Raw genomic sequence first — 18,346 nt, forward strand, 5'->3', positions numbered from 1 at the left:
CCAAGAGCCCGACAGTGACATTCCAAGCCATCAACTGGAACCGGATCGCGGATGACCGCGATCTGGAAATCTGGAACCGCCTGACATCGAATTTCTGGTTGCCGGAAAAAGTGCCGCTGTCGAACGACATCCAGTCGTGGTCGGCCTTCACCGACGCCGAGAAAGAGCTGACGATCCGGGTTTTCACCGGCTTGACGCTGCTGGATACCATTCAAAGCAGCACCGGCGCCCCTGTGCTGATGCGCGATTCCATCACGCCCCACGAAGAAGCCGTCTACGCGAACATCGCCTTTATGGAGGCGGTGCACGCGCGATCCTATTCGTCGATTTTCTCGACGCTGTGCACCACGACCGAGATTGACGAAGCGTTCCGCTGGGCCGCCCGCAACCCCGAGTTGCAGGAAAAAGCCAAGCTGATCGAGGCCTGCTACAGCGACGACAGCCAACCCCTGAAAAAGAAGATCGCCTCGGTCTTTTTGGAAGGGTTCATGTTCTATTCCGGCTTCTACCTGCCCCTGCACTGGGCCTCGCGCGCAAAGCTGACGAACACGGCTGACCTGATCCGCCTGATCATTCGGGACGAAGCGGTGCATGGCTATTACATCGGCTACAAGTTCCAGCTGGGTCTGGCCAAGCTGCCGCAGGACGAACAGGACGCGCTGAAATCCTTCGCCTACGACCTACTACTGCAACTATACGAGATTGAAACCCGTTATACGGCCGACCTTTACGACAGCTTGGGCCTGACCGAAGACGTGAAGCAGTTCTTGCACTATAACGCCAACAAAGCGCTGATGAACTTGGGCTTCGATCCGATTTTCCCGGACGAGATCACCAATTTCAACCCGGCTGTTCTGGCTGCGCTGGCCCCTGACGCGAACGAAAACCACGACTTTTTCTCGGGGTCGGGTTCGTCCTATGTCATCGGGCGCACGGTTCCGACCAGCGACGAAGACTGGGCATTCTAAACCGCAAGAAAGGCCCTGTCGCTTATGTTCGAGGCACTTAGCCTGCATACTTTGCTGCCAATGGGGGGCGCGCTGGTTATAGCCGGCGCGCTTTCCGGCCTTTTGGCAGGCCTGTTCGGCATTGGCGGCGGCGCAATCGCCGTGCCCGTGCTCTACGAGATTTTCCGCCTTTTGGGCATAGACCCGACTGTCGCGATGCCCTTGGCCGTCGGCACATCGTTGGCGATTATCGTGCCCACATCTTTCACCTCGGCCCGGGGCCACTACCAACGTGGCACGCTGGATCTGCGGATTATCCGGCTGTGGGCGTTCCCCGTGGTGATCGGTGTCGTGCTGGGCGCGGCCATTGCACGCATTGCCAGCCCCGCTGTGTTCCAGATCGTGTTTATCGTCGTTGCATCGGTCAACGCCGTTAAAATGCTGACCGGCGGTGGCGGCTGGCAGATTGCACAAAGCCTGCCGGGCAAAGCGGTGATGCGTGTCTACGGCTTTATTATCGGGGTGCTATCATCGCTGATGGGCATCGGCGGCGGCACGATCACCAATCTGGTGCTGACGCTTTACGGGATTGATATCCGCCGCGCGATTTCCACCGCAGCAGGCGTCGGCACGCTGATCGCCCTGCCCGGCGCGATCGGCTACATGATCGCAGGCTGGGGTAAGCCGGGCCTGCCGCCCGATGCGATTGGCTATGTCTCGACCCTGGCGTTTCTGATCACCATCCCGACGACAGTGCTGGTCACCCCACTGGGGGTGCGACTGGCCCATACATTGCCGCGCCGCACGCTCGAGGTTGCTTTCGGCGTCTTCCTTCTGCTCGTCTCCAGCCGGTTTGTGTTCGATCTGGTGTTTCAGGCGTAACGCGCAAATGCCAGATCGTCGGACTGGATCGCCGTCTCGCGCCCGCTGATCACATCGGCCAAAACGCGCCCCGAGCCAGCGGACATTGTCCACCCCAGCGTGCCATGGCCGGTGTTCAAAAACAGGTTCGGGTAGGACGTCGACCCCACAACAGGCGTGCCGTCGGGGGTCATGGGGCGGAATCCCGTCCAGAATGTCGCCTTTTCTAAATCGCCCGCATCGCCAAACAGATCGGTCAGCGAGTGATCCAACGCGGCGCGGCGCTTTGGACCAAGGCTGCGGTCAAAGCCGGTAATCTCGGCCATGCCGCCCACGCGGATGCGGTCGCCAAGACGCGTGATGGCAATCTTGTGGGCCTCGTCCATCACGGTTGATTCCGGCGCGCGATCATAGTTCTGGATCGGCGCCGTGATCGAGTAGCCCTTCATGGGATACACGGGCAGTTTCATACCCAAAGGTTTGACAATAAAGGGCGAATAGCTACCCATGGCGACGACATAGGCATCGGCCGTCATCACGCCGGTGCTGGTTTCGACGCCAGTAATCTTGCCGCCATCATGCATCAGGCGATTGATTGTCACCCCGTTATGGAAGGTCACGCCCCGTGCGGCGGCCATCTGCGCCAGATTGTTGGTAAAGATAAAGCAATCGCCCGTCTCGTCCCCCGGCAGATAGAGGCCGGCTACGATTTTGTCTTGCGATGCTGCAAGGCCAGGCTCCAACCGCACGCAGCCAGCCGCGTCCAACATCTCAAAGGGCACGCCTTCGGCACGCAGCACCTCGATGTCCTTCTGCAGGCCGTCGACGGTTTTTTGGTTTCGAAACACCTCCAATGTGCCCTTCTGGCGGGCGTCGTATTCGATGCCTGTCTCGATACGCAGCGCCATCAGGCAGTCGCGGGAGTACTCGGCCAGCCGCATCATGCGCCCCTTGTTCACCGCATAGGCTTTGGGGGTGCAGTTCATCAACATCTGCCACATCCAACCGATTTTACGCGGCTCGGGCATGGGGTTGATGATCAAGGGCGGGTATTTGCTGAACATCCACTTAATGGCTTTCAGCGGGATACCGGGGGCGGCCCAAGGCGTTGAATAACCGGGTGAAATCTCGCCCGCATTGGCAAAGCTGGTTTCCAGCGCAGGGCCGCCCTGCCTGTCAACGACAGTCACCTCGTGTCCATCGGCGGCCAGATACCACGCGGTGGTGACACCAATCACACCCGAGCCCAAAACCAAGATCTTCATTCGTGCCACCGATCGCTGCGTAAAGTCGCCGCGAGTATACGCAATACCCGCGCAAGAGTTTCGCAAAGACAGCGCCCGCGCACCGCCGCTTGCGGCTTTTCAACCGAAAATGGCGCAGTATTCCGAATATTCTACGGTATGATTTAATTTTCATCGAATGATCTTCGACAACCATGAAACCCCTTGTCAGAATCGGCGCGGGCTTGCTAACTGCACCTCGTCAGAATCGGGAGAAACCGGCGCAGCCCTCGGGCAAACGCTGGTGCCGAAGGAGCAACCGCCCCGGTAAACTCTCAGGCAAAGGGACCATTCTGGCAACGGACTCTGGAGAGTGGCGCAAGCCCGCCGAAGGGATAACGATCTCAGGCGCCCGGTAACGGGTGAAGACAGAGGGGGCACGAAATAGCAGGCGCACGCCTGTTTGAGTGCTTGGCCATAGGCCAGCCGTTGCTTTTGGGGGTTGGCCATGGCCGAACTGATGACGAACGCGCTGCAGCAACTGCCGCTTGCAGCCCTTCACCATGAATTGGGCGCAAAGATGTGCCCCTTCGCGGGCTATGAAATGCCCATCAATTACCCCGCCGGCGTGATGAAAGAACACATCCATACCCGCACACATGCGGGTCTGTTCGACGTTAGCCATATGGGCCAAGTCTTGCTGCAGCCCAAAGGCGACATGGAGACGCTGGCGCTGGCGTTCGAACGGCTGATGCCCGTGGACGTGCTGGCCGTAAAGCCCGGCCGCCAGCGTTATGGCCTGTTGACGAACGAAGACGGCGGTATTTTGGACGATCTGATGTTCGCCAACCGCGACGATCACTATTATGTCGTCGTCAACGCTGCCTGCAAAACCGCCGACCTCGCTCACCTGCGCGCGCATCTGTCGGATGTCGCCGATGTGATTGAAGTGACAGACCGCGCCCTGCTGGCATTGCAAGGCCCTGACGCCGAAGCGGTTCTGGAGGCCATCGTGCCCGGGACCGCAGCGATGCGTTTCATGGATGTGGGCGTTTTTGGCGATCTGTGGATCTCGCGCTCGGGCTATACCGGCGAAGACGGGTTCGAAATTTCGGTGCCACTGGATCAGGTCACGGCGTTTGCGCACAGCCTGCTGGCCGACACGCGCGTGCAGCCCATCGGTCTTGGCGCACGCGACAGCCTCCGCCTCGAAGCGGGTCTTTGCCTTTACGGCCACGACATCGACACCACCACCAGCCCAGTCGAGGCCAATTTGACATGGGCGATTCAAAAAGCCCGTCGCACTGGTGGCGCGCGCGAAGGCGGTTTTGCCGGCGCTGATCGTATTCTACGCGAAATGCGTGACGGCCCTAGCCGCTTGCGCGCGGGTTTGCTGCCGGACGGCCGCGCCCCCTTGCGCGAGGGTGTGGAACTGATTGAAAATGAACAGGTGATCGGGCGGATCACATCGGGTGGCTTCGGCCCCACTTTGGAACGCCCTGTCGCAATGGGCTATGTCCCGACTGCCAAAGCCACCGTCGGCACCGAATTGACCGCCAGCCTGCGCGGGCGGGCGCAAGGTGTAAGCGTTGCCGACATGCCCTTCTTTCCAAACCGTTATAAACGCTGAGAGCCCCAATGAAATATACCGAAGACCACGAATGGCTGCGCGTCGATGGTGACGTGATCACCGTCGGCATCACCGAATTCGCCGCCGAACAACTGGGCGATGTCGTTTTCGTCGAACTGCCCGAGCTGGAAACCATGGTCTCGACCGGCGATGAAATTGCCGTGATCGAAAGCGTCAAGGCCGCATCCGAGATTCTCGCCCCGCTGAACGGCGAGATCATCGAGGTGAACGCAGAACTGACCGACAACCCCGCGCTGGTTGGTGAAGACCCGCTGGGCGCCGGCTGGTTCTTCAAGATGAAAGTCGACGATCTGTCGACCCTTGATGGGTTGATGGACGAAGAAGAATACCAGAACCACATCGCGTAAATTCCGCACGCGCAGCATTTTTGGCAAGGTTACCAATGTCTTATACGCCGACTACCTACGATCCCTACGACTTTGCAAACCGCCGCCACATCGGGCCTTCGCCCAGTGAAATGGCCGAAATGCTGCGCGTTGTCGGCACCCAATCGCTCGACACGCTGATCGACGAAACCATCCCCGCCAGCATCCGTCAAAAGGACGCGCTGGATTGGGCGCCGCTGTCCGAACACGACCTGCTGGCGCGCATGCGCGAGGTTGCGGGCAAGAACCGCGTTCTGACGTCGCTGATCGGCCAAGGCTATTATGGCACCGTCACCCCGCCCGCGATCCAACGCAATATTCTGGAAAATCCGGCGTGGTACACCGCCTACACCCCCTACCAGCCCGAGATTGCCCAAGGGCGGCTAGAGGCACTGCTGAACTATCAGACGATGGTCGCCGACCTGACTGGTCTGCCCGTCGCCAACGCCAGCTTGCTGGACGAAGCCACCGCTGCCGCCGAAGCCATGACCATGGCCGAACGTAGCGCGAAATCGAAGGCCCGCGCCTTTTTCGTTGACCGCAACTGCCATCCGCAGACCATCGCGGTCATCCGTACCCGCGCCCTGCCCCTTGGCATCGAAATCATTGAAGACGCGCCTGAGGCCCTAGACCCGACTGCTGTCTTTGGCGCAATTTTCCAATATCCTGGCACCTATGGCCACGTGACTGATTTCACCGCCGCCATCGCCGCCCTGCACGATGCCAAGGCGATTGCCGTGGTTGCAACCGACCTATTGGCCCTGACCCTGCTGAAAGAGCCGGGCGCGATGGGGGCCGACATTGCCGTCGGCTCGTCGCAGCGCTTTGGCGTGCCGATGGGCTACGGCGGCCCGCATGCCGCATTTATGTCTTGCCGTGACGATCTGAAACGGTCGATGCCCGGCCGTATCGTGGGCGTGTCGATTGATGCCCGCGGCAACCGCGCCTACCGCCTGTCGCTGCAAACGCGCGAACAGCACATCCGCCGCGAAAAGGCGACGTCGAACGTTTGCACCGCGCAAGCCCTGCTGGCCGTCATGGCCTCGTTCTATGCCGTCTTCCACGGCCCCGTCGGCCTACGCGCCATTGCCGAGCGTGTGCACGGCAACGCCACCCGCCTTGCCAGCGCGCTGAAGGCCGCTGGGGCAGAAGTGTCGCCCGATGCGTTCTTCGACACCATCACCGTCAAGGTTGGTGTCGGCCAAGCCGGTATTCTGGCCGCAGCCGAACAGCGCGGCATCAACCTGCGCAAAGTGGGCCGCGACCGTGTTGGCATCAGCGTGGACGAGACGACCGATGCCGATGTGATCACCCGCACTCTGGCCGCCTTCGGCATTACCGAAGCCGCGCCCGAGGGCTTTGCCCTTGGCTTCCCCGACGCACTGCTGCGCACGACCGACTACCTGACGCACCCCGTCTTCCACATGAACCGCGCCGAATCCGAGATGATGCGCTATATGCGCCGCCTGTCGGACCGCGATCTGGCGCTGGACCGCGCTATGATCCCGCTGGGCTCGTGCACGATGAAGCTGAACGCAGCCGCCGAGATGATGCCCATCACTTGGCCCGAGTTTAACCAGTTGCACCCCTATGCGCCCATCGATCAGGCCGCGGGCTACCACTTGGCCATCAACGACCTGCAAGAAAAACTATGCCAGATCACCGGCTATGATGCGTTTTCGATGCAGCCGAATTCGGGCGCGCAGGGTGAATACGCGGGGCTGCTGACGATCGCGGCCTTCCACCGCGCAAACGGCCAAGGGCATCGCGACGTCTGCCTGATCCCGATGTCGGCGCACGGCACCAACCCTGCATCGGCCCAAATGGCGGGCATGAAGGTCGTCGTGGTGAAATCCTCGCCGAACGGCGACATTGATCTGGAGGACTTCCGCGCGAAGGCCGAGGCGAACGGCGAAAATCTGGCCGCCTGCATGATCACTTACCCCTCGACCCACGGCGTGTTCGAGGAAACCGTGCGCGAGATTTGCGACATCACCCATGCCTTCGGCGGTCAGGTCTATATCGACGGCGCGAACATGAACGCGATGGTCGGCCTTGTGAAACCGGGTGAAATCGGCGGCGACGTCAGCCACCTGAACCTGCACAAGACCTTTGCCATCCCGCACGGCGGCGGCGGCCCGGGCATGGGCCCGATCGGCGTCAAGGCCCACCTTGCCCCCTACCTGCCCGGCGACCCCGAGGTCGGCGGCGAAGGCGCGGTCTCGGCGGCATATAGCGGTTCGGCGTCGATCCTACTGATCTCGTGGGCCTATTGTCTGATGATGGGCGGCAGCGGCCTGACGCAAGCCACCCGTGTCGCGATTTTGAACGCGAACTACATCGCCGACAGCCTGCGCGGCGACTACCCGATCCTGTTCAAGGGCAACCGTGGCCGCGTCGCGCATGAATGTATCATCGACACCCGCCCATTCGCCGAAGCAGGCGTCACGGTTGAAGATATCGCCAAGCGGCTGATCGACAACGGCTTCCACGCCCCGACGATGAGCTGGCCTGTTACCGGCACGCTGATGGTCGAGCCGACGGAGTCCGAAACCAAAGCCGAAATCGACCGCTTTGTGACGGCGCTGAAGGCCATCCGTGCCGAGATTCGCGACGTCGAAAACGGCGAGATTTCGCCCGAGGACAGCCCCCTGCGCCACGCGCCCCACACGGTCGAGGATCTGGTGGCCGACTGGGATCGCAAATACCCCCGCGCACAAGGTTGCTTCCCGCCCGGAGCCTTCCGTGTCGACAAATACTGGCCGCCTGTCGGCCGCGTCGACAACGTTTACGGCGATCGCAACCTGATCTGCACCTGCCCGCCAATGGAAGACTACCTTTGACCCTTATTTATAAGGGCTAGCGCTAACATGATGCGGGGCTGCCACGGGCCCCGCATCTTCGTCAAAATTAACTTGATTTCCCCCCAGATATCCCTTGAACGCCGCCATCCGCGCATATAGGTGCCCTGCGCAATAGTGCCGGGAGCCCCGGTTCGTAGTGATGCAATTTAGGTGCAACATGTCTGATTCGGTGCCGCAGCAGGGCGACAATCTGCAACAGGTATCGCAGGGGCAATCGCAAGCCGCGATCAGCCCAAACCAATCGCAACGCGCACGCCCCAGTGCCAGCACGCAAATGGGCGCAGGTAGCACGGACGACAGCTATCCGCCGCGTTTCATTTTCCGCGATCTCGCCAGTATCTGATCCAGCATCCGATAAAGCGTGATCTGACAGGATGGGTTTTGGCTGTTCGGGCGCGTCAAACGCCCCCGCCCGACGCAAGCCGTTGTGCCCCGTGGCCGTGCGATCTGCATGTTGGTAACAATTTGCAGCTCGCCCGTAGGCAAGGACGTTGTTTAGGTCTATACGCCTAGGGATTAACGACCACGTTGCAACAGCCACAGGCGACCCGATGAGAAGTTCCACTCCCGTTTCCAGCCAGAACACCGGCGCAGGGCAAACGCCCAAACGTGTGCGCACGCTGTTTCTGTCGGACATGCACTTGGGCTCGCGCGGCGCGCAGGCCAAGATGATCCTGGAATTTCTGGACGCCTACGACGCACCGACGATCTATCTGGTTGGCGATATTGTCGACGGCTGGCGGCTGAAAAAGTCGTGGTACTGGCCGCAGACCCACAACGAGGTTGTGCGCGCCCTGCTGCGCAAGGCCGATAGCGGCACGCGTATCATCTACCTGCCCGGCAACCACGATGAATTTCTGCGTGACTATCCTGGTGTGCACTTCGGCGGGATCGAGATTATCGACCGCGTCATCCATGTCAGCGCCACCGGCAAGCGCTATCTGGTTATCCACGGCGACCAGTTCGATGCGGTGATCACCAAAGCCAAGTGGCTCGCCCATGTGGGCGACTGGGCCTATACGTGGGCGATGGGTTTGAACTCGATCATCAACTTCGTGCGCCGCCGGATGGGCCTGTCCTACTGGTCGCTGTCGGCAGTTGCGAAAAGCAAAGTGAAGAAGGCGGTGAATTTCATCGGCCACTTCGAAGATACCCTGTCGGTCGAGGCGCAGCGCAGCGGTACCGACGGTGTAATCTGCGGGCATATTCACGCCGCTGCGAACCACATGATGGGCGATGTGCACTACCTCAACACCGGCGACTGGGTTGATGGCTGCACCGCGCTGGTCGAACACGACGACGGCGAATTCGAGGTGATCTACTGGAACCGCCCGAATACGTTGCAACTAACCGACAACCGCGTCGCCTGATCTATTGCCGCCCGAATAACGACGACATAGCACAATATGTATACAATACTAGCAGCCTACGCCCTCGGCAGTCTTTGCGCACAGGCCATCACCTGTGCCGTCACTGCGCGCCATGCGACGAAAGACACCCCCGAAGGCGTCGTGCCCGACGGCATTACAGTGCTGCGTCCTGTCTCGGGTCTGCACCCGGGGATCGAGGATACGATCAAATCCAGCTTTGGGCTAACCGGATGCCCGCACGAAGTTATTTTCTGCATCTCGGATGCGAATGATCCGGCTATCCCACTGGTTCAGGCTGCCCTTGCCGCCCACCCCCAGCATGATGCCAAGCTGTTGATCGGGCTGGACGAAAGCAGCTTCAACCCCAAAATCGACAACCTGCAAAAAGGCTGGGCCGCAGCGAAATATGAACGCGTGCTGATGGTCGACAGTAACGTCCGGCTTGCCCCCGATACCCTCTGCGTCGCCGAAGGGTTGCGCCAACAGCAAGACGTGGGCCTTGTCAGCTCACCCCCGCTGGCCGTCGAACCCGAAGGCTTCGCGGCCGAGCTGGAAACCGCGTTTCTCAATTCCCACCAATTGCGCTGGCAGTTGTTCTCGGACGCGCTGGGGTATGGCTTTGCCCAGGGCAAACTGCTGTATCTGCGCAAAGAACAACTGGGTAATATGGGGCTGGATGCGCTGACGGTAGAATACGCCGAAGATGCCGCTGCGACCAAGGTGATCCGCCGCCAGAACATGCGCGTCGTGCTGATGCTGCCGCCTGTCAGCCAAATCGTCGGGCGCCGCCGCCTGAAATCAATCTGGGGCCGCCAAGAACGCTGGGCCCAGCTGCGATGGAATTCGTTCTCGGTTCAATATCTAGCCGAGATCTTTTCGGGCGCGTTCCTGCCCTTCGTTGCGGCCGCTATCGCGTTTGGCTGGTGGGCTTTGGCCTTTGCCGCCGTCTGGTACTTGATCGAGATTTTGATGATCCGCCGCTGTGGCTGGCACCTTAGCCTGAAACAGGCGCTGTGCCTGCCGCTGCGCGATGTGCTGCTGCCTGTGGTTTGGGTGATCGGTCTGATCAAGCGGACCTACGAATGGAATGGCCATATCATCCGCCTATCGCGCGCAGGGCCGGACCAGAACTAACCCGCACGATTCGGAAAAATATTCCCCCTATTCAAGCCTTCCCGCTTGGATAGGGTTTTTTCATGTCGAACGATCATTCAAAAGTAGAATTTAATTCCTTTTTGATCGCAAAAATCGCCAATTCTTTTTCCTTGAAATAGACGACCACAAAAGTCGATATTTATTTAGCGGGTAAAAAAACCTGCAAATCAGCGATGCGGAAGGCGACCAGATGGGGAAACAAGCTTTGGATAGGATCGATCGCAAGATCATCCACGAGCTGATGCGCGACGCCACTCTGCCTATTGCCGAGCTGGCTGACCGCGTGAACCTGTCGCAAACGCCATGCTGGAAGCGTGTCCGTAAACTGGAAGCCGCAGGCATCATCACCGGCCGCGTCGCTGTGGTCGAGCCCGCTGCCATCGGCCTCGGCCTCAGCGTATTTGTCGAGATCGAGGCGACCGAGCACACAGCCGAATGGCGCAGCGCCCTGACACGCGTCGTCAAGGACTTCCCCGAGATCGTCGAAGCGCACCGCATGGCGGGCGATGTCGATTACCTGATCAAGGTTGCCGTGCCCGACATGGCCGCCTTTGACGCCTTCTATGTCAAACTGACCGAGACGCTGCCCTGCCGCAACGTGACATCAAAATTCTCGATGGAGCGGATCAAGGCGACCAACGCCTGGCCCATCGACATTACAACGCCGTAAGCAGGAACCCGACCTATGGCCATCCAGATCAACCAGCTTGCCAAGCACTTTGGCCAAACCCAAGTGCTGCGCGGCATCGACCTGAACATCGAAAAAGGCGAGCTGGTGGCGCTGTTGGGGCCGTCCGGCTCGGGCAAGACCACCTTGCTCAAAATCATCGCGGGGCTGGAATGGCCCGATGCCGGCGCCCTGCAGGTTGACGGTGCCGATTGGCTGCAACTGGCGGCCAAAGATCGCCGCATCGGCTTTGTCTTTCAGCAATACGCGCTGTTCCCGCATATGAGCGTGCGCGACAATCTGGCCTTTGGTCTGACTGTCGGCAGCCGCGCCAATCGCCCGGGCAAGGATGTCATCCGCCGCAAGGTCGATGAGCTGTTGCAGTTCCTGCAAATCCCGCAACTGGCTAACCGTTTCCCGACCCAGCTTTCGGGCGGGCAAAAGCAGCGTGTGGCGCTGGGGCGGGCTTTGGCGATCACCCCCAGTGTGCTACTGCTGGACGAGCCGTTCGGAGCCCTGGACGCAGCCATCCGCCGCGACCTGCGCCGCTGGCTGCGCGACGTGCACGAGGCCACCGGATCGACGACCATTTTCGTCACCCACGACCAAGAGGAAGCCTTCGAACTGGCCGACCGTGTTGTCGTGATGGGTGACGGCAAGATTGAACAAATCGGCACCGCCGACCAGATTCACGACCACCCCGCATCGCCGTTTGTCGCGCGGTTCATGGGCGCGACGGTCGAACTGCCGGTGCAAATGCACGCAGGCCGCCCCGAGGCCCGTGGATTGGATCTGTCGCGCATCGCTCGCCGTCCGCTGCCCGACGGTGCCGCAACGCTGTTCGTGCGCCCGCAAGACATCACCCCCGTCCTTGACCCCCACGGCGACTGGACGGTGACACGCCGCAGCAGCACCGGTGCCCAGCTGCGTCTGGTCGCCACCCACCCTACCTTGGGCGAGGTCGAAGTTGACCTGCCCCGCCGCGACGCCCCCGACGGGCTGGCTGCAGGCGCAACGCTGACCCTGCGCATCGAGGTCGGAACCCTTTTCACGACGCCAGCGGCACCCCAGACCGCAGCGACCCATACCCTTCACGCCGCCCCCCGCAAGGAGAATGCCCAATGAAATCCCGTTTCTTTCTGGCGACCGCCCTTGTCGCCACGCTCGGCACATCGCCCGCCTTTGCACAGGACAAACTGCTGAACGTCAGCTATGACGTCGCGCGCGAACTGTTCGAGGCGCTGAACCCCGTATTTGCCGCCCACTGGCAGGAAACCACCGGCCGCACGGTCACAATCGACCAGTCGCACGGCGGTTCCTCAGCGCAGGCGCGGGCCATTCTGGAAGGCCTGCCCGCCGATGTTGTCACCTTCAACCAAGAGACCGACATCGACGTTCTGGCCAACGGCGGCCTGGTCGACACCAACTGGCGCGAAGCCCTGCCGAACGGCGCATCGCCGTGGTATTCACTGCCCGCGTTCCTTGTGCGCGAAGGCAACCCCAAAGGCATCGAAGACTGGGACGATCTGGCGCGCGAGGGTGTGCAACCCATCTTCCCGAACCCCAAAACCAGCGGCAACGCGCGCTATACCTATCTGGCGGCCTATGCCTATGCGCTGGCGACCAACGGCGGTGATGATGCCGCTGCGCAGGAATTTGTCGGCAAAATCTTGGCCAACGTGCCGGTTTTTGACACCGGCGGCCGCGCGGCAACCCAAACCTTTGCCGAACGTGGCATCGGCGACGTGCTGGTGACGTTCGAGGCCGAGACGGCAGGCATCGCCGAAAGCTACGCCGACCAAGGCTTTGTGCGCGTGACCCCCTCGCGCAGCCTCTTTGCGGCCTTCCCCGTCGCGGCTGTCAGCGCCAATACCGAACGCAACGGCACGATCGAGGTCGCCAATGCCTACCTTGAATGGCTGTATTCCCCCGAAGCGCAGCGCATTGTGGCCGAATACCACTACCGCGTGAACGACCCTGAGGTTGCCGCCGAATTCGCCGACCAGCTTCCTCAGGTCGAACTGGTCACCGTTGACGACGCCTTTGGCGGCTGGGCCAACGTGAACGCCGAACACCTTTCGGACGGTGGTATTCTGGATCAGGTCTTCGTAAACCGATGATTTCACTTGCCCACCCTATCCGGCGCAAGCGTGTGTTGCCGGGGCTGTCACTGAGCCTCGGCACAACGCTGTTGTATGTAGCGCTGATAATCTTGCTGCCGGTCGTCGCACTTGTGCTGAAGGGCGCGGCCATCGGGCCTGAACGGTTCGTGGCGATCGTGACGTCGCCCCGCACCGTCGCCGCGTTCAAAATCACGCTGCTGGCCGCGACCGCAGCGACGATTATCAATGCGCTCTACGGCCTGCTGATGGCTTGGGTGCTGGTGCGGTACGAATTTCCCGGCAAGCGCATTCTGGATGCGCTGATGGATGTGCCCTTTGCCCTGCCAACAGCCGTCGCGGGCCTTGCCCTGACGGCGCTGTTTTCCGCGAACGGCTGGTTTGGATCGCTGCTGGATGCCGCCGGCATCAGCGTGGTCTATACCATCTGGGGCATTATCATCGCCATGACCTTCACCTCGATCCCATTCGTGGTGCGCACGGTGCAACCGGTGCTGGAGGACCTTGACCCCGCGCTGGAACAGGCCGCCGAAACGCTGGGCGCTAGCCCGTTTACCGTGTTCCGGCGGATCGTGCTGCCCGCCATCTTGCCCGCATGGCTGGCGGGGGCCACCGTGTCTTTCGCGCGGTCATTGGGCGAATTCGGGGCAGTTGTCTTTATTGCGGGCAACATCCCGATGAAGACGGAGATCGCCTCGCTGCTCGCGTTCATCCGGCTGGCCGAATACGACTATAACGGCGCTGCGGTGATCGCGCTTTGCCTGCTGGCCATCGCGCTGGTGCTGCTGGTCGTGTCGAACATCTTGCAACACTGGGCATCCCGCTACCGCGAGGCAAACCGATGAGCACGCACCCGATGACAGGGCGCCCCACGCGCACCGCGCATATCCTTATCGCCACCGCGGTTGTTCTGACGTTAGCGCTGGTTGTGGCCCCGTTGGTCTATATCTTCAGCCGCGCCTTTGCTGATGGCTGGCAGGTCTACGCCAGCAACATCATGAACCCGATGACACTGCACGCTATCGGGCTGACCGCACTGGTTGCAGTCATAACGGTGCCGCTGAATATCGCGTTTGGCATTGCGGCCGCGTGGGCCATCGCCAAATTCCGATTTCCGGGGCGTGGGGTTCTGGTCACGATGATCGAGATTCCCTTCTCAATCTCGCCCATTATTGCGGGTATTGCTTACCTGTTTCTGTATGGGCGTTCGGGCCTGTTGGGGCCGTGGCTGCTGGAACATAACCTGCAGGTCATGTTCGCCCTGCCGGGCATCGTCCTTGTGACGATGTTCGTGACATCGCCTTTCGTTGCGCGCGAGATCTTGCCGCTGATGCAGGCGCAAGGTTCGGAACAGGAGCAAGCTGCGGTCACGTTGGGGGCCAGCGGGTGGCAGATTTTCCGCCGCGTGACGCTGCCCAACATCCGCTGGGCGCTACTTTACGGCGCGGTGCTGTGTACCGCGCGCGCTGTGGGTGAATTCGGGGGCGTTTCGGTCGTCTCGGGCAATATTCGGGGTCAGACCAACACCCTGCCGCTGCATGTCGAGCTGCTGTTCAACGACCTGAACACAACGGGCGCCTTTGCTGCCGCATCAACCCTGACCGTCATTGCACTGATCGCGCTGGTAGTGAAAGCGGCGCTGGAATCGCGCCGCCAAGCCCACTGATCAGGTCGCCGCTGGCAGCGGAACCAGCCCGTTACGGGTCTGGATGCCTGCGGCGTTAAACCGCCGCGCGATATCGACGGTGATGTCCGAACGCACCGTGCCGCCCGAATTGATGTCGCGCACAAGGGCCTTCACCTCGAAATTCATAGTGTCAGCCGCAAATCCGGTCATCAGAACAGCCGGCTTTGTCGATAGCAGCACCATCGGGTGCGCTTCGGCGGCGGCGCGCATAATGTCCATCACCTGCGTGGGGTCGGTACCGTAGGCGACAGTCGCCGCGACTGTAATGCGCCCGACCGCATTCCCCCGCGTCCAGTTGGTGACCGAGCCCGACACAAGCGTCGCATTCGGCACGATCACGTCGCTGCGGTCAAAAGTCTCGATCCGCGTCGAGCGGACCGACACCTCGCGCACATAACCCGAGACACCGCCAACCTCGATCCAGTCGCCCTGCCCAATCGCGCGACCGGCCAGCAGGATGATACCGGCGACGAAGTTCTGGACCACGGTCTGCAGCCCAAAACCGATACCAACCGACAGCGCACCTGCAACCACGGCCAGACTGGAAAGGTTCAGGCCCGCCAGCGTAAATGCCAGCAGCGCGGCCAGCGCCAAGCCGACATAGCGGATCGCCGACAGCATCGCGGTTTGCGCGCCTTTATCCAGCCGCGTGCGCGGCAAAACGGTGGTCGTCATCGTCGACTGCACCAGCCGCGTGATCATGTAACCCACAGCGAACACAACCAGAAATGTAAGAACGCCGCTGGGCGACAGCTGCACATCACCGACGGTGAAGCCCTCGCCCAGACGCGCGGCAAGCTCGCTCATATCCTCGACGCGCACCCCCCAAATCAGGGCGGCCACAGGTATCGCAGCGATCATCAGGGCAATCGCGACCAATACCGGCCAAAGGGAATTCTGCGCCAGATCGCGCGAATGCAGAACAACAGCAAAGATGTCGAACACGAACCACTGCAGCGCTACCAGCGTTCCCAGCAGCAGTATCGTCATCACGGCGGGGTACAGCATCCATTCTGCGGCCCGGCCATAGCCAATCAACAGGGCAATCGGACCAAGGACAGCAATGACCTGCGCCATTTTGGCGACGAATCGTAGCATCAGCGACCACAAAAGCGTGCTGCGATTATCTTCGCCGTCGCCTGTGCCCTCGCGTTCCACCTGCGGAGCATTGTCCAGCAATCGGCCATAACGGAACAGCGTCAGCGCCACGAAAAGCACCACCGGCAGGCTGAAAGCATTACGGACGGCGGCAGATGTGTCACCGGTTTCCATCATGGCCACCAACAAAATGCCCGCGGCCATGACGACACCCAGTTCACGCGTGAGCCGCTTGCCTCGGGCCCGAACCTCGGGGGTGAAATCGAAGGGACGCGGGTTTGCACGGCTGTAAGCGAAAAAGCGTCCGCCGACCCAGCTAACCGCAACAATCAAACCACCCGCCATGGGCAGCGCGCCGATGACAAAAGCGGCGCGATAGCCGAACAAGCCGCTGGTTTGAAGTGCCCAAGTCAGCAGCAGCACACCAAAGAATTGCAGACCAGCCCGCGCGGCAGCCGACAAAAAACCCGTGACGTTGTCATATTCGGGGTATTTGTGCCCGATGCGCGCGCGCACGCGGCGGCTCGCGGGGCCCGCGCAGAACATCAGCGCCACGCCCAATACCGCGATCAAGATGACCGGGAACGCATGGGCGCGAAAGGTAGCCTGCCGCGACGCGCTTTGAAACGATAATTTAACCTCGGTCGCGAGTGCTTTGATACTAAATATGAATTGCGAATAAGCCTCTGTCAGCGTTGCCGGGTCTAGCGGCGAGTCTGTTCGCGTCAGCAAGGCCGCATGCTGTTTCACCCGCAGCGTGCGATCGATCTCGGCAATCAACCCATCGGCCTGCGCGTAGGCTTCGCCAGCCAAGATCGCCGGTGCCTGCAAGATCGCCAGCTGCGACTGCAGCGCGGTCCGGCGCGACGTGATGGCATTGGCTGCATCGGTGTTGGTCCCCAGCGCCGCGATCTGTGCAGTGACCGTTGCGATCCGTTCCGAATTCTGGTCGCGGGCGGGCGAAAACATATCGCGCCATGTGACCAATTCCGACCGCATACGTTCCAGCGCAAACGTGGACGGCGACGGCAGGGCGACCAGCGCCTCGGCGTGGGCGGCGAATTCAGCCCATCCGGCATAGTCGATGCCACTGAAAATACCAAAGGGAATACGTGCCGTATCAGCGGCGTCATCAGACGCCTGCGCGGCGTCGGCGGCTTCAGCATCAGCGTCAGCGGATTCGCTGGTTATCGCCTCTGCGGTCGCAGCTGTGTCCTGCGCGATAGCGGGCATCACCCATATTGCCAGCAGGGCGGCAAATATACCCGTCCGAAATGCGATCATGCTACGACATCCGGCAACGCCGCTGCCTGGGCGTCCATCCACGCTGGGACAGGCAGATTTTTGGCCCGCAAAAAGTCAGGGTTGAACAGTTTAGACTGATAGCGCGTCCCGCCGTCGCACAGCACCGTCACAATCGTATGCCCCGGCCCCAGCTCGCGCGCGAGGCGGATGGCCCCGCCGATGTTGACCCCCGTCGAGCCGCCCACGCACAGCCCTTCGTTCTGGAGGAGGTCAAAAATCAGGGGCAAAGCCTCAGTATCGGACACGTTATAGGCGAAATCGGGGGTGAACCCTTCGAGGTTGCCGGTGACGCGGCCCTGCCCGATCCCTTCAGTGATCGAGTTGCCCTCGGACTTCATCTCGCCCGTACTATACCAACGGTAAAGGGCAGATCCGTCAGGATCGGCAAGGGCGATTTTCACACCTTTTTCCTGCAAGGCCAGTCCCGTCCCCGCCAAAGTGCCACCTGAGCCGACAGCCGCGACGAAACCGTCGACAGCGCCGCCCGTTTGGTCCCAAATCTCGGGTGCAGTCGTCTCGATGTGGGCCTGCCGGTTCGCGGTGTTATCGAACTGGTTCGCCCAAATCACGCCCTTGGGGTCGGTTTTCGACAAAGCTTCGGCCAAGCGCTGCGAATAGCGCACGTAGTTGTTCGGGTTTGAAAAGGGCGCCGCGGGCACCAAAACCAGCTGCGCGCCCGCCAAGCGGATCATGTCCTTTTTCTCTTGGCTTTGTGTTTCGGGCATAACGATGACAGTCCGAAACCCCATCGACGCGCCTACCAGCGCCAAGCCGATACCGGTATTTCCGGCCGTCCCCTCGACAATCGTGCCGCCCGGCTGCAAATCGCCGCGCGCAATCGCGTCGCGGATGATGAACAGCGCGGCGCGGTCTTTGACCGATTGACCGGGGTTCATAAACTCGGCCTTACCCAAGATGATGCATCCCGTCGCCTCGGATGCGGCGCGCAGTTTGATCAGCGGCGTGTTTCCGACAGCGTCGGCGAGGTCTTGGCGGATTGTCATGGGGAAGGCCTTTTTATTGGGGCGTTCCC

Annotated in this window: 16 protein-coding genes and 1 riboswitch; of the genes, 13 read left to right on the forward strand and 3 right to left on the reverse strand. The window is 61.1% G+C overall.

Annotation, left to right across the window (positions count from 1 at the left end):
• The first annotated feature begins 14 nt into the window (after window positions 1-14).
• Together nrdF and BVG79_RS06615 are read left to right on the forward strand one after the other, a co-directional pair.
• A complete protein-coding gene (gene nrdF, locus BVG79_RS06610) occupies window positions 15-968 on the forward strand; it encodes a class 1b ribonucleoside-diphosphate reductase subunit beta (protein ID WP_085786185.1) in 954 nt (317 codons plus the stop codon).
• Window positions 969-992: 24 nt separating this feature from the next.
• Window positions 993-1,829 (forward strand): sulfite exporter TauE/SafE family protein, encoded by an 837-nt coding sequence (locus BVG79_RS06615; protein ID WP_085786186.1) that lies wholly within the window; start codon window positions 993-995, stop codon window positions 1,827-1,829.
• On the opposite strand, the gene BVG79_RS06620 is transcribed toward BVG79_RS06615, so the two are convergent.
• Window positions 1,820-3,073: a D-amino acid dehydrogenase gene (locus BVG79_RS06620; RefSeq protein WP_085786187.1), complete on the reverse strand. Its 1,254-nt coding sequence runs from the start codon at window positions 3,071-3,073 to the stop codon at window positions 1,820-1,822. The two genes, BVG79_RS06615 and BVG79_RS06620, sit on opposite strands and share 10 nt — an antisense overlap.
• A gap of 217 nt (window positions 3,074-3,290) precedes the next feature.
• Window positions 3,291-3,391, forward strand: a riboswitch (glycine riboswitch).
• 148 nt (window positions 3,392-3,539) lie between these two features.
• On the opposite strand from BVG79_RS06620, the gene gcvT reads away from it, so the two are divergent.
• The 11 genes from gcvT (at window position 3,540) to cysW (ending at window position 14,889) form a co-directional block, all read left to right on the forward strand.
• On the forward strand, window positions 3,540-4,661 hold the full coding sequence (gcvT, locus tag BVG79_RS06625; protein WP_085786188.1) for a glycine cleavage system aminomethyltransferase GcvT: 1,122 nt from the start codon (window positions 3,540-3,542) through the stop codon (window positions 4,659-4,661).
• Between the two features lie 8 nt (window positions 4,662-4,669).
• Window positions 4,670-5,029, forward strand: coding sequence for a glycine cleavage system protein GcvH (gene gcvH, locus BVG79_RS06630; RefSeq protein ID WP_085786189.1), 360 nt, complete (start codon window positions 4,670-4,672; stop codon window positions 5,027-5,029).
• Between the two features lie 35 nt (window positions 5,030-5,064).
• A complete protein-coding gene (gene gcvP, locus BVG79_RS06635) occupies window positions 5,065-7,890 on the forward strand; it encodes an aminomethyl-transferring glycine dehydrogenase (RefSeq protein ID WP_085786190.1) in 2,826 nt (941 codons plus the stop codon).
• 178 nt (window positions 7,891-8,068) lie between these two features.
• A complete protein-coding gene (locus BVG79_RS06640; protein ID WP_085786191.1) occupies window positions 8,069-8,254 on the forward strand; it encodes a hypothetical protein in 186 nt (61 codons plus the stop codon).
• A 208-nt stretch (window positions 8,255-8,462) separates the two neighbouring features.
• A complete protein-coding gene (locus BVG79_RS06645; RefSeq protein ID WP_085786192.1) occupies window positions 8,463-9,281 on the forward strand; it encodes a UDP-2,3-diacylglucosamine diphosphatase in 819 nt (272 codons plus the stop codon).
• A gap of 36 nt (window positions 9,282-9,317) precedes the next feature.
• A complete protein-coding gene (locus BVG79_RS06650; protein ID WP_085786193.1) occupies window positions 9,318-10,415 on the forward strand; it encodes a glycosyltransferase in 1,098 nt (365 codons plus the stop codon).
• A gap of 211 nt (window positions 10,416-10,626) precedes the next feature.
• A complete protein-coding gene (locus BVG79_RS06655; RefSeq protein ID WP_085786194.1) occupies window positions 10,627-11,106 on the forward strand; it encodes an Lrp/AsnC family transcriptional regulator in 480 nt (159 codons plus the stop codon).
• Between the two features lie 15 nt (window positions 11,107-11,121).
• Window positions 11,122-12,228, forward strand: a complete 1,107-nt coding sequence (locus tag BVG79_RS06660; protein WP_085786195.1) for a sulfate/molybdate ABC transporter ATP-binding protein — start codon at window positions 11,122-11,124, stop codon at window positions 12,226-12,228.
• Window positions 12,225-13,223, forward strand: a complete 999-nt coding sequence (locus BVG79_RS06665; RefSeq protein WP_085786196.1) for a sulfate ABC transporter substrate-binding protein — start codon at window positions 12,225-12,227, stop codon at window positions 13,221-13,223. The genes BVG79_RS06660 and BVG79_RS06665 overlap by 4 nt, the downstream gene beginning before the upstream one ends.
• Window positions 13,220-14,068: a sulfate ABC transporter permease subunit CysT gene (gene cysT, locus BVG79_RS06670; RefSeq protein WP_085786197.1), complete on the forward strand. Its 849-nt coding sequence runs from the start codon at window positions 13,220-13,222 to the stop codon at window positions 14,066-14,068. Before BVG79_RS06665 ends, cysT begins: the two co-directional genes overlap by 4 nt.
• Window positions 14,065-14,889: a sulfate ABC transporter permease subunit CysW gene (cysW, locus tag BVG79_RS06675; RefSeq protein WP_085786198.1), complete on the forward strand. Its 825-nt coding sequence runs from the start codon at window positions 14,065-14,067 to the stop codon at window positions 14,887-14,889. The genes cysT and cysW overlap by 4 nt, the downstream gene beginning before the upstream one ends.
• On the opposite strand, the gene BVG79_RS06680 is transcribed toward cysW, so the two are convergent.
• On the reverse strand, window positions 14,890-17,292 hold the full coding sequence (locus BVG79_RS06680; protein WP_236951322.1) for a DUF3772 domain-containing protein: 2,403 nt from the start codon (window positions 17,290-17,292) through the stop codon (window positions 14,890-14,892). It lies immediately after the preceding gene.
• Window positions 17,289-18,317, reverse strand: coding sequence for a cysteine synthase A (locus BVG79_RS06685; RefSeq protein ID WP_085786199.1), 1,029 nt, complete (start codon window positions 18,315-18,317; stop codon window positions 17,289-17,291). Before BVG79_RS06685 ends, BVG79_RS06680 begins: the two co-directional genes overlap by 4 nt.
• Between the last annotated feature and the right edge of the window lie 29 nt (window positions 18,318-18,346).

This window comes from Ketogulonicigenium robustum (assembly GCF_002117445.1).
GTDB lineage: Bacteria > Pseudomonadota > Alphaproteobacteria > Rhodobacterales > Rhodobacteraceae > Ketogulonicigenium > Ketogulonicigenium robustum.

What these genes read in the sequence shown, in the direction of transcription:
- BVG79_RS06615 (WP_085786186.1), top strand. Translation starts at nt 993, where the DNA reads ATGTTCGAGGCACTTAGCCTGCATACTTTGCTGCCAATGGGGGGCGCG.
- BVG79_RS06620 (WP_085786187.1), bottom strand. Translation starts at nt 3,073, where the DNA reads ATGAAGATCTTGGTTTTGGGCTCGGGTGTGATTGGTGTCACCACCGCG.
- gcvT (WP_085786188.1), top strand. Translation starts at nt 3,540, where the DNA reads ATGGCCGAACTGATGACGAACGCGCTGCAGCAACTGCCGCTTGCAGCC.
- gcvH (WP_085786189.1), top strand. Translation starts at nt 4,670, where the DNA reads ATGAAATATACCGAAGACCACGAATGGCTGCGCGTCGATGGTGACGTG.
- gcvP (WP_085786190.1), top strand. Translation starts at nt 5,065, where the DNA reads ATGTCTTATACGCCGACTACCTACGATCCCTACGACTTTGCAAACCGC.
- BVG79_RS06640 (WP_085786191.1), top strand. Translation starts at nt 8,069, where the DNA reads ATGTCTGATTCGGTGCCGCAGCAGGGCGACAATCTGCAACAGGTATCG.
- BVG79_RS06645 (WP_085786192.1), top strand. Translation starts at nt 8,463, where the DNA reads ATGAGAAGTTCCACTCCCGTTTCCAGCCAGAACACCGGCGCAGGGCAA.
- BVG79_RS06650 (WP_085786193.1), top strand. Translation starts at nt 9,318, where the DNA reads ATGTATACAATACTAGCAGCCTACGCCCTCGGCAGTCTTTGCGCACAG.
- BVG79_RS06655 (WP_085786194.1), top strand. Translation starts at nt 10,627, where the DNA reads ATGGGGAAACAAGCTTTGGATAGGATCGATCGCAAGATCATCCACGAG.
- BVG79_RS06660 (WP_085786195.1), top strand. Translation starts at nt 11,122, where the DNA reads ATGGCCATCCAGATCAACCAGCTTGCCAAGCACTTTGGCCAAACCCAA.
- BVG79_RS06665 (WP_085786196.1), top strand. Translation starts at nt 12,225, where the DNA reads ATGAAATCCCGTTTCTTTCTGGCGACCGCCCTTGTCGCCACGCTCGGC.
- cysT (WP_085786197.1), top strand. Translation starts at nt 13,220, where the DNA reads ATGATTTCACTTGCCCACCCTATCCGGCGCAAGCGTGTGTTGCCGGGG.
- cysW (WP_085786198.1), top strand. Translation starts at nt 14,065, where the DNA reads ATGAGCACGCACCCGATGACAGGGCGCCCCACGCGCACCGCGCATATC.
- BVG79_RS06680 (WP_236951322.1), bottom strand. Translation starts at nt 17,292, where the DNA reads ATGATCGCATTTCGGACGGGTATATTTGCCGCCCTGCTGGCAATATGG.
- BVG79_RS06685 (WP_085786199.1), bottom strand. Translation starts at nt 18,317, where the DNA reads ATGACAATCCGCCAAGACCTCGCCGACGCTGTCGGAAACACGCCGCTG.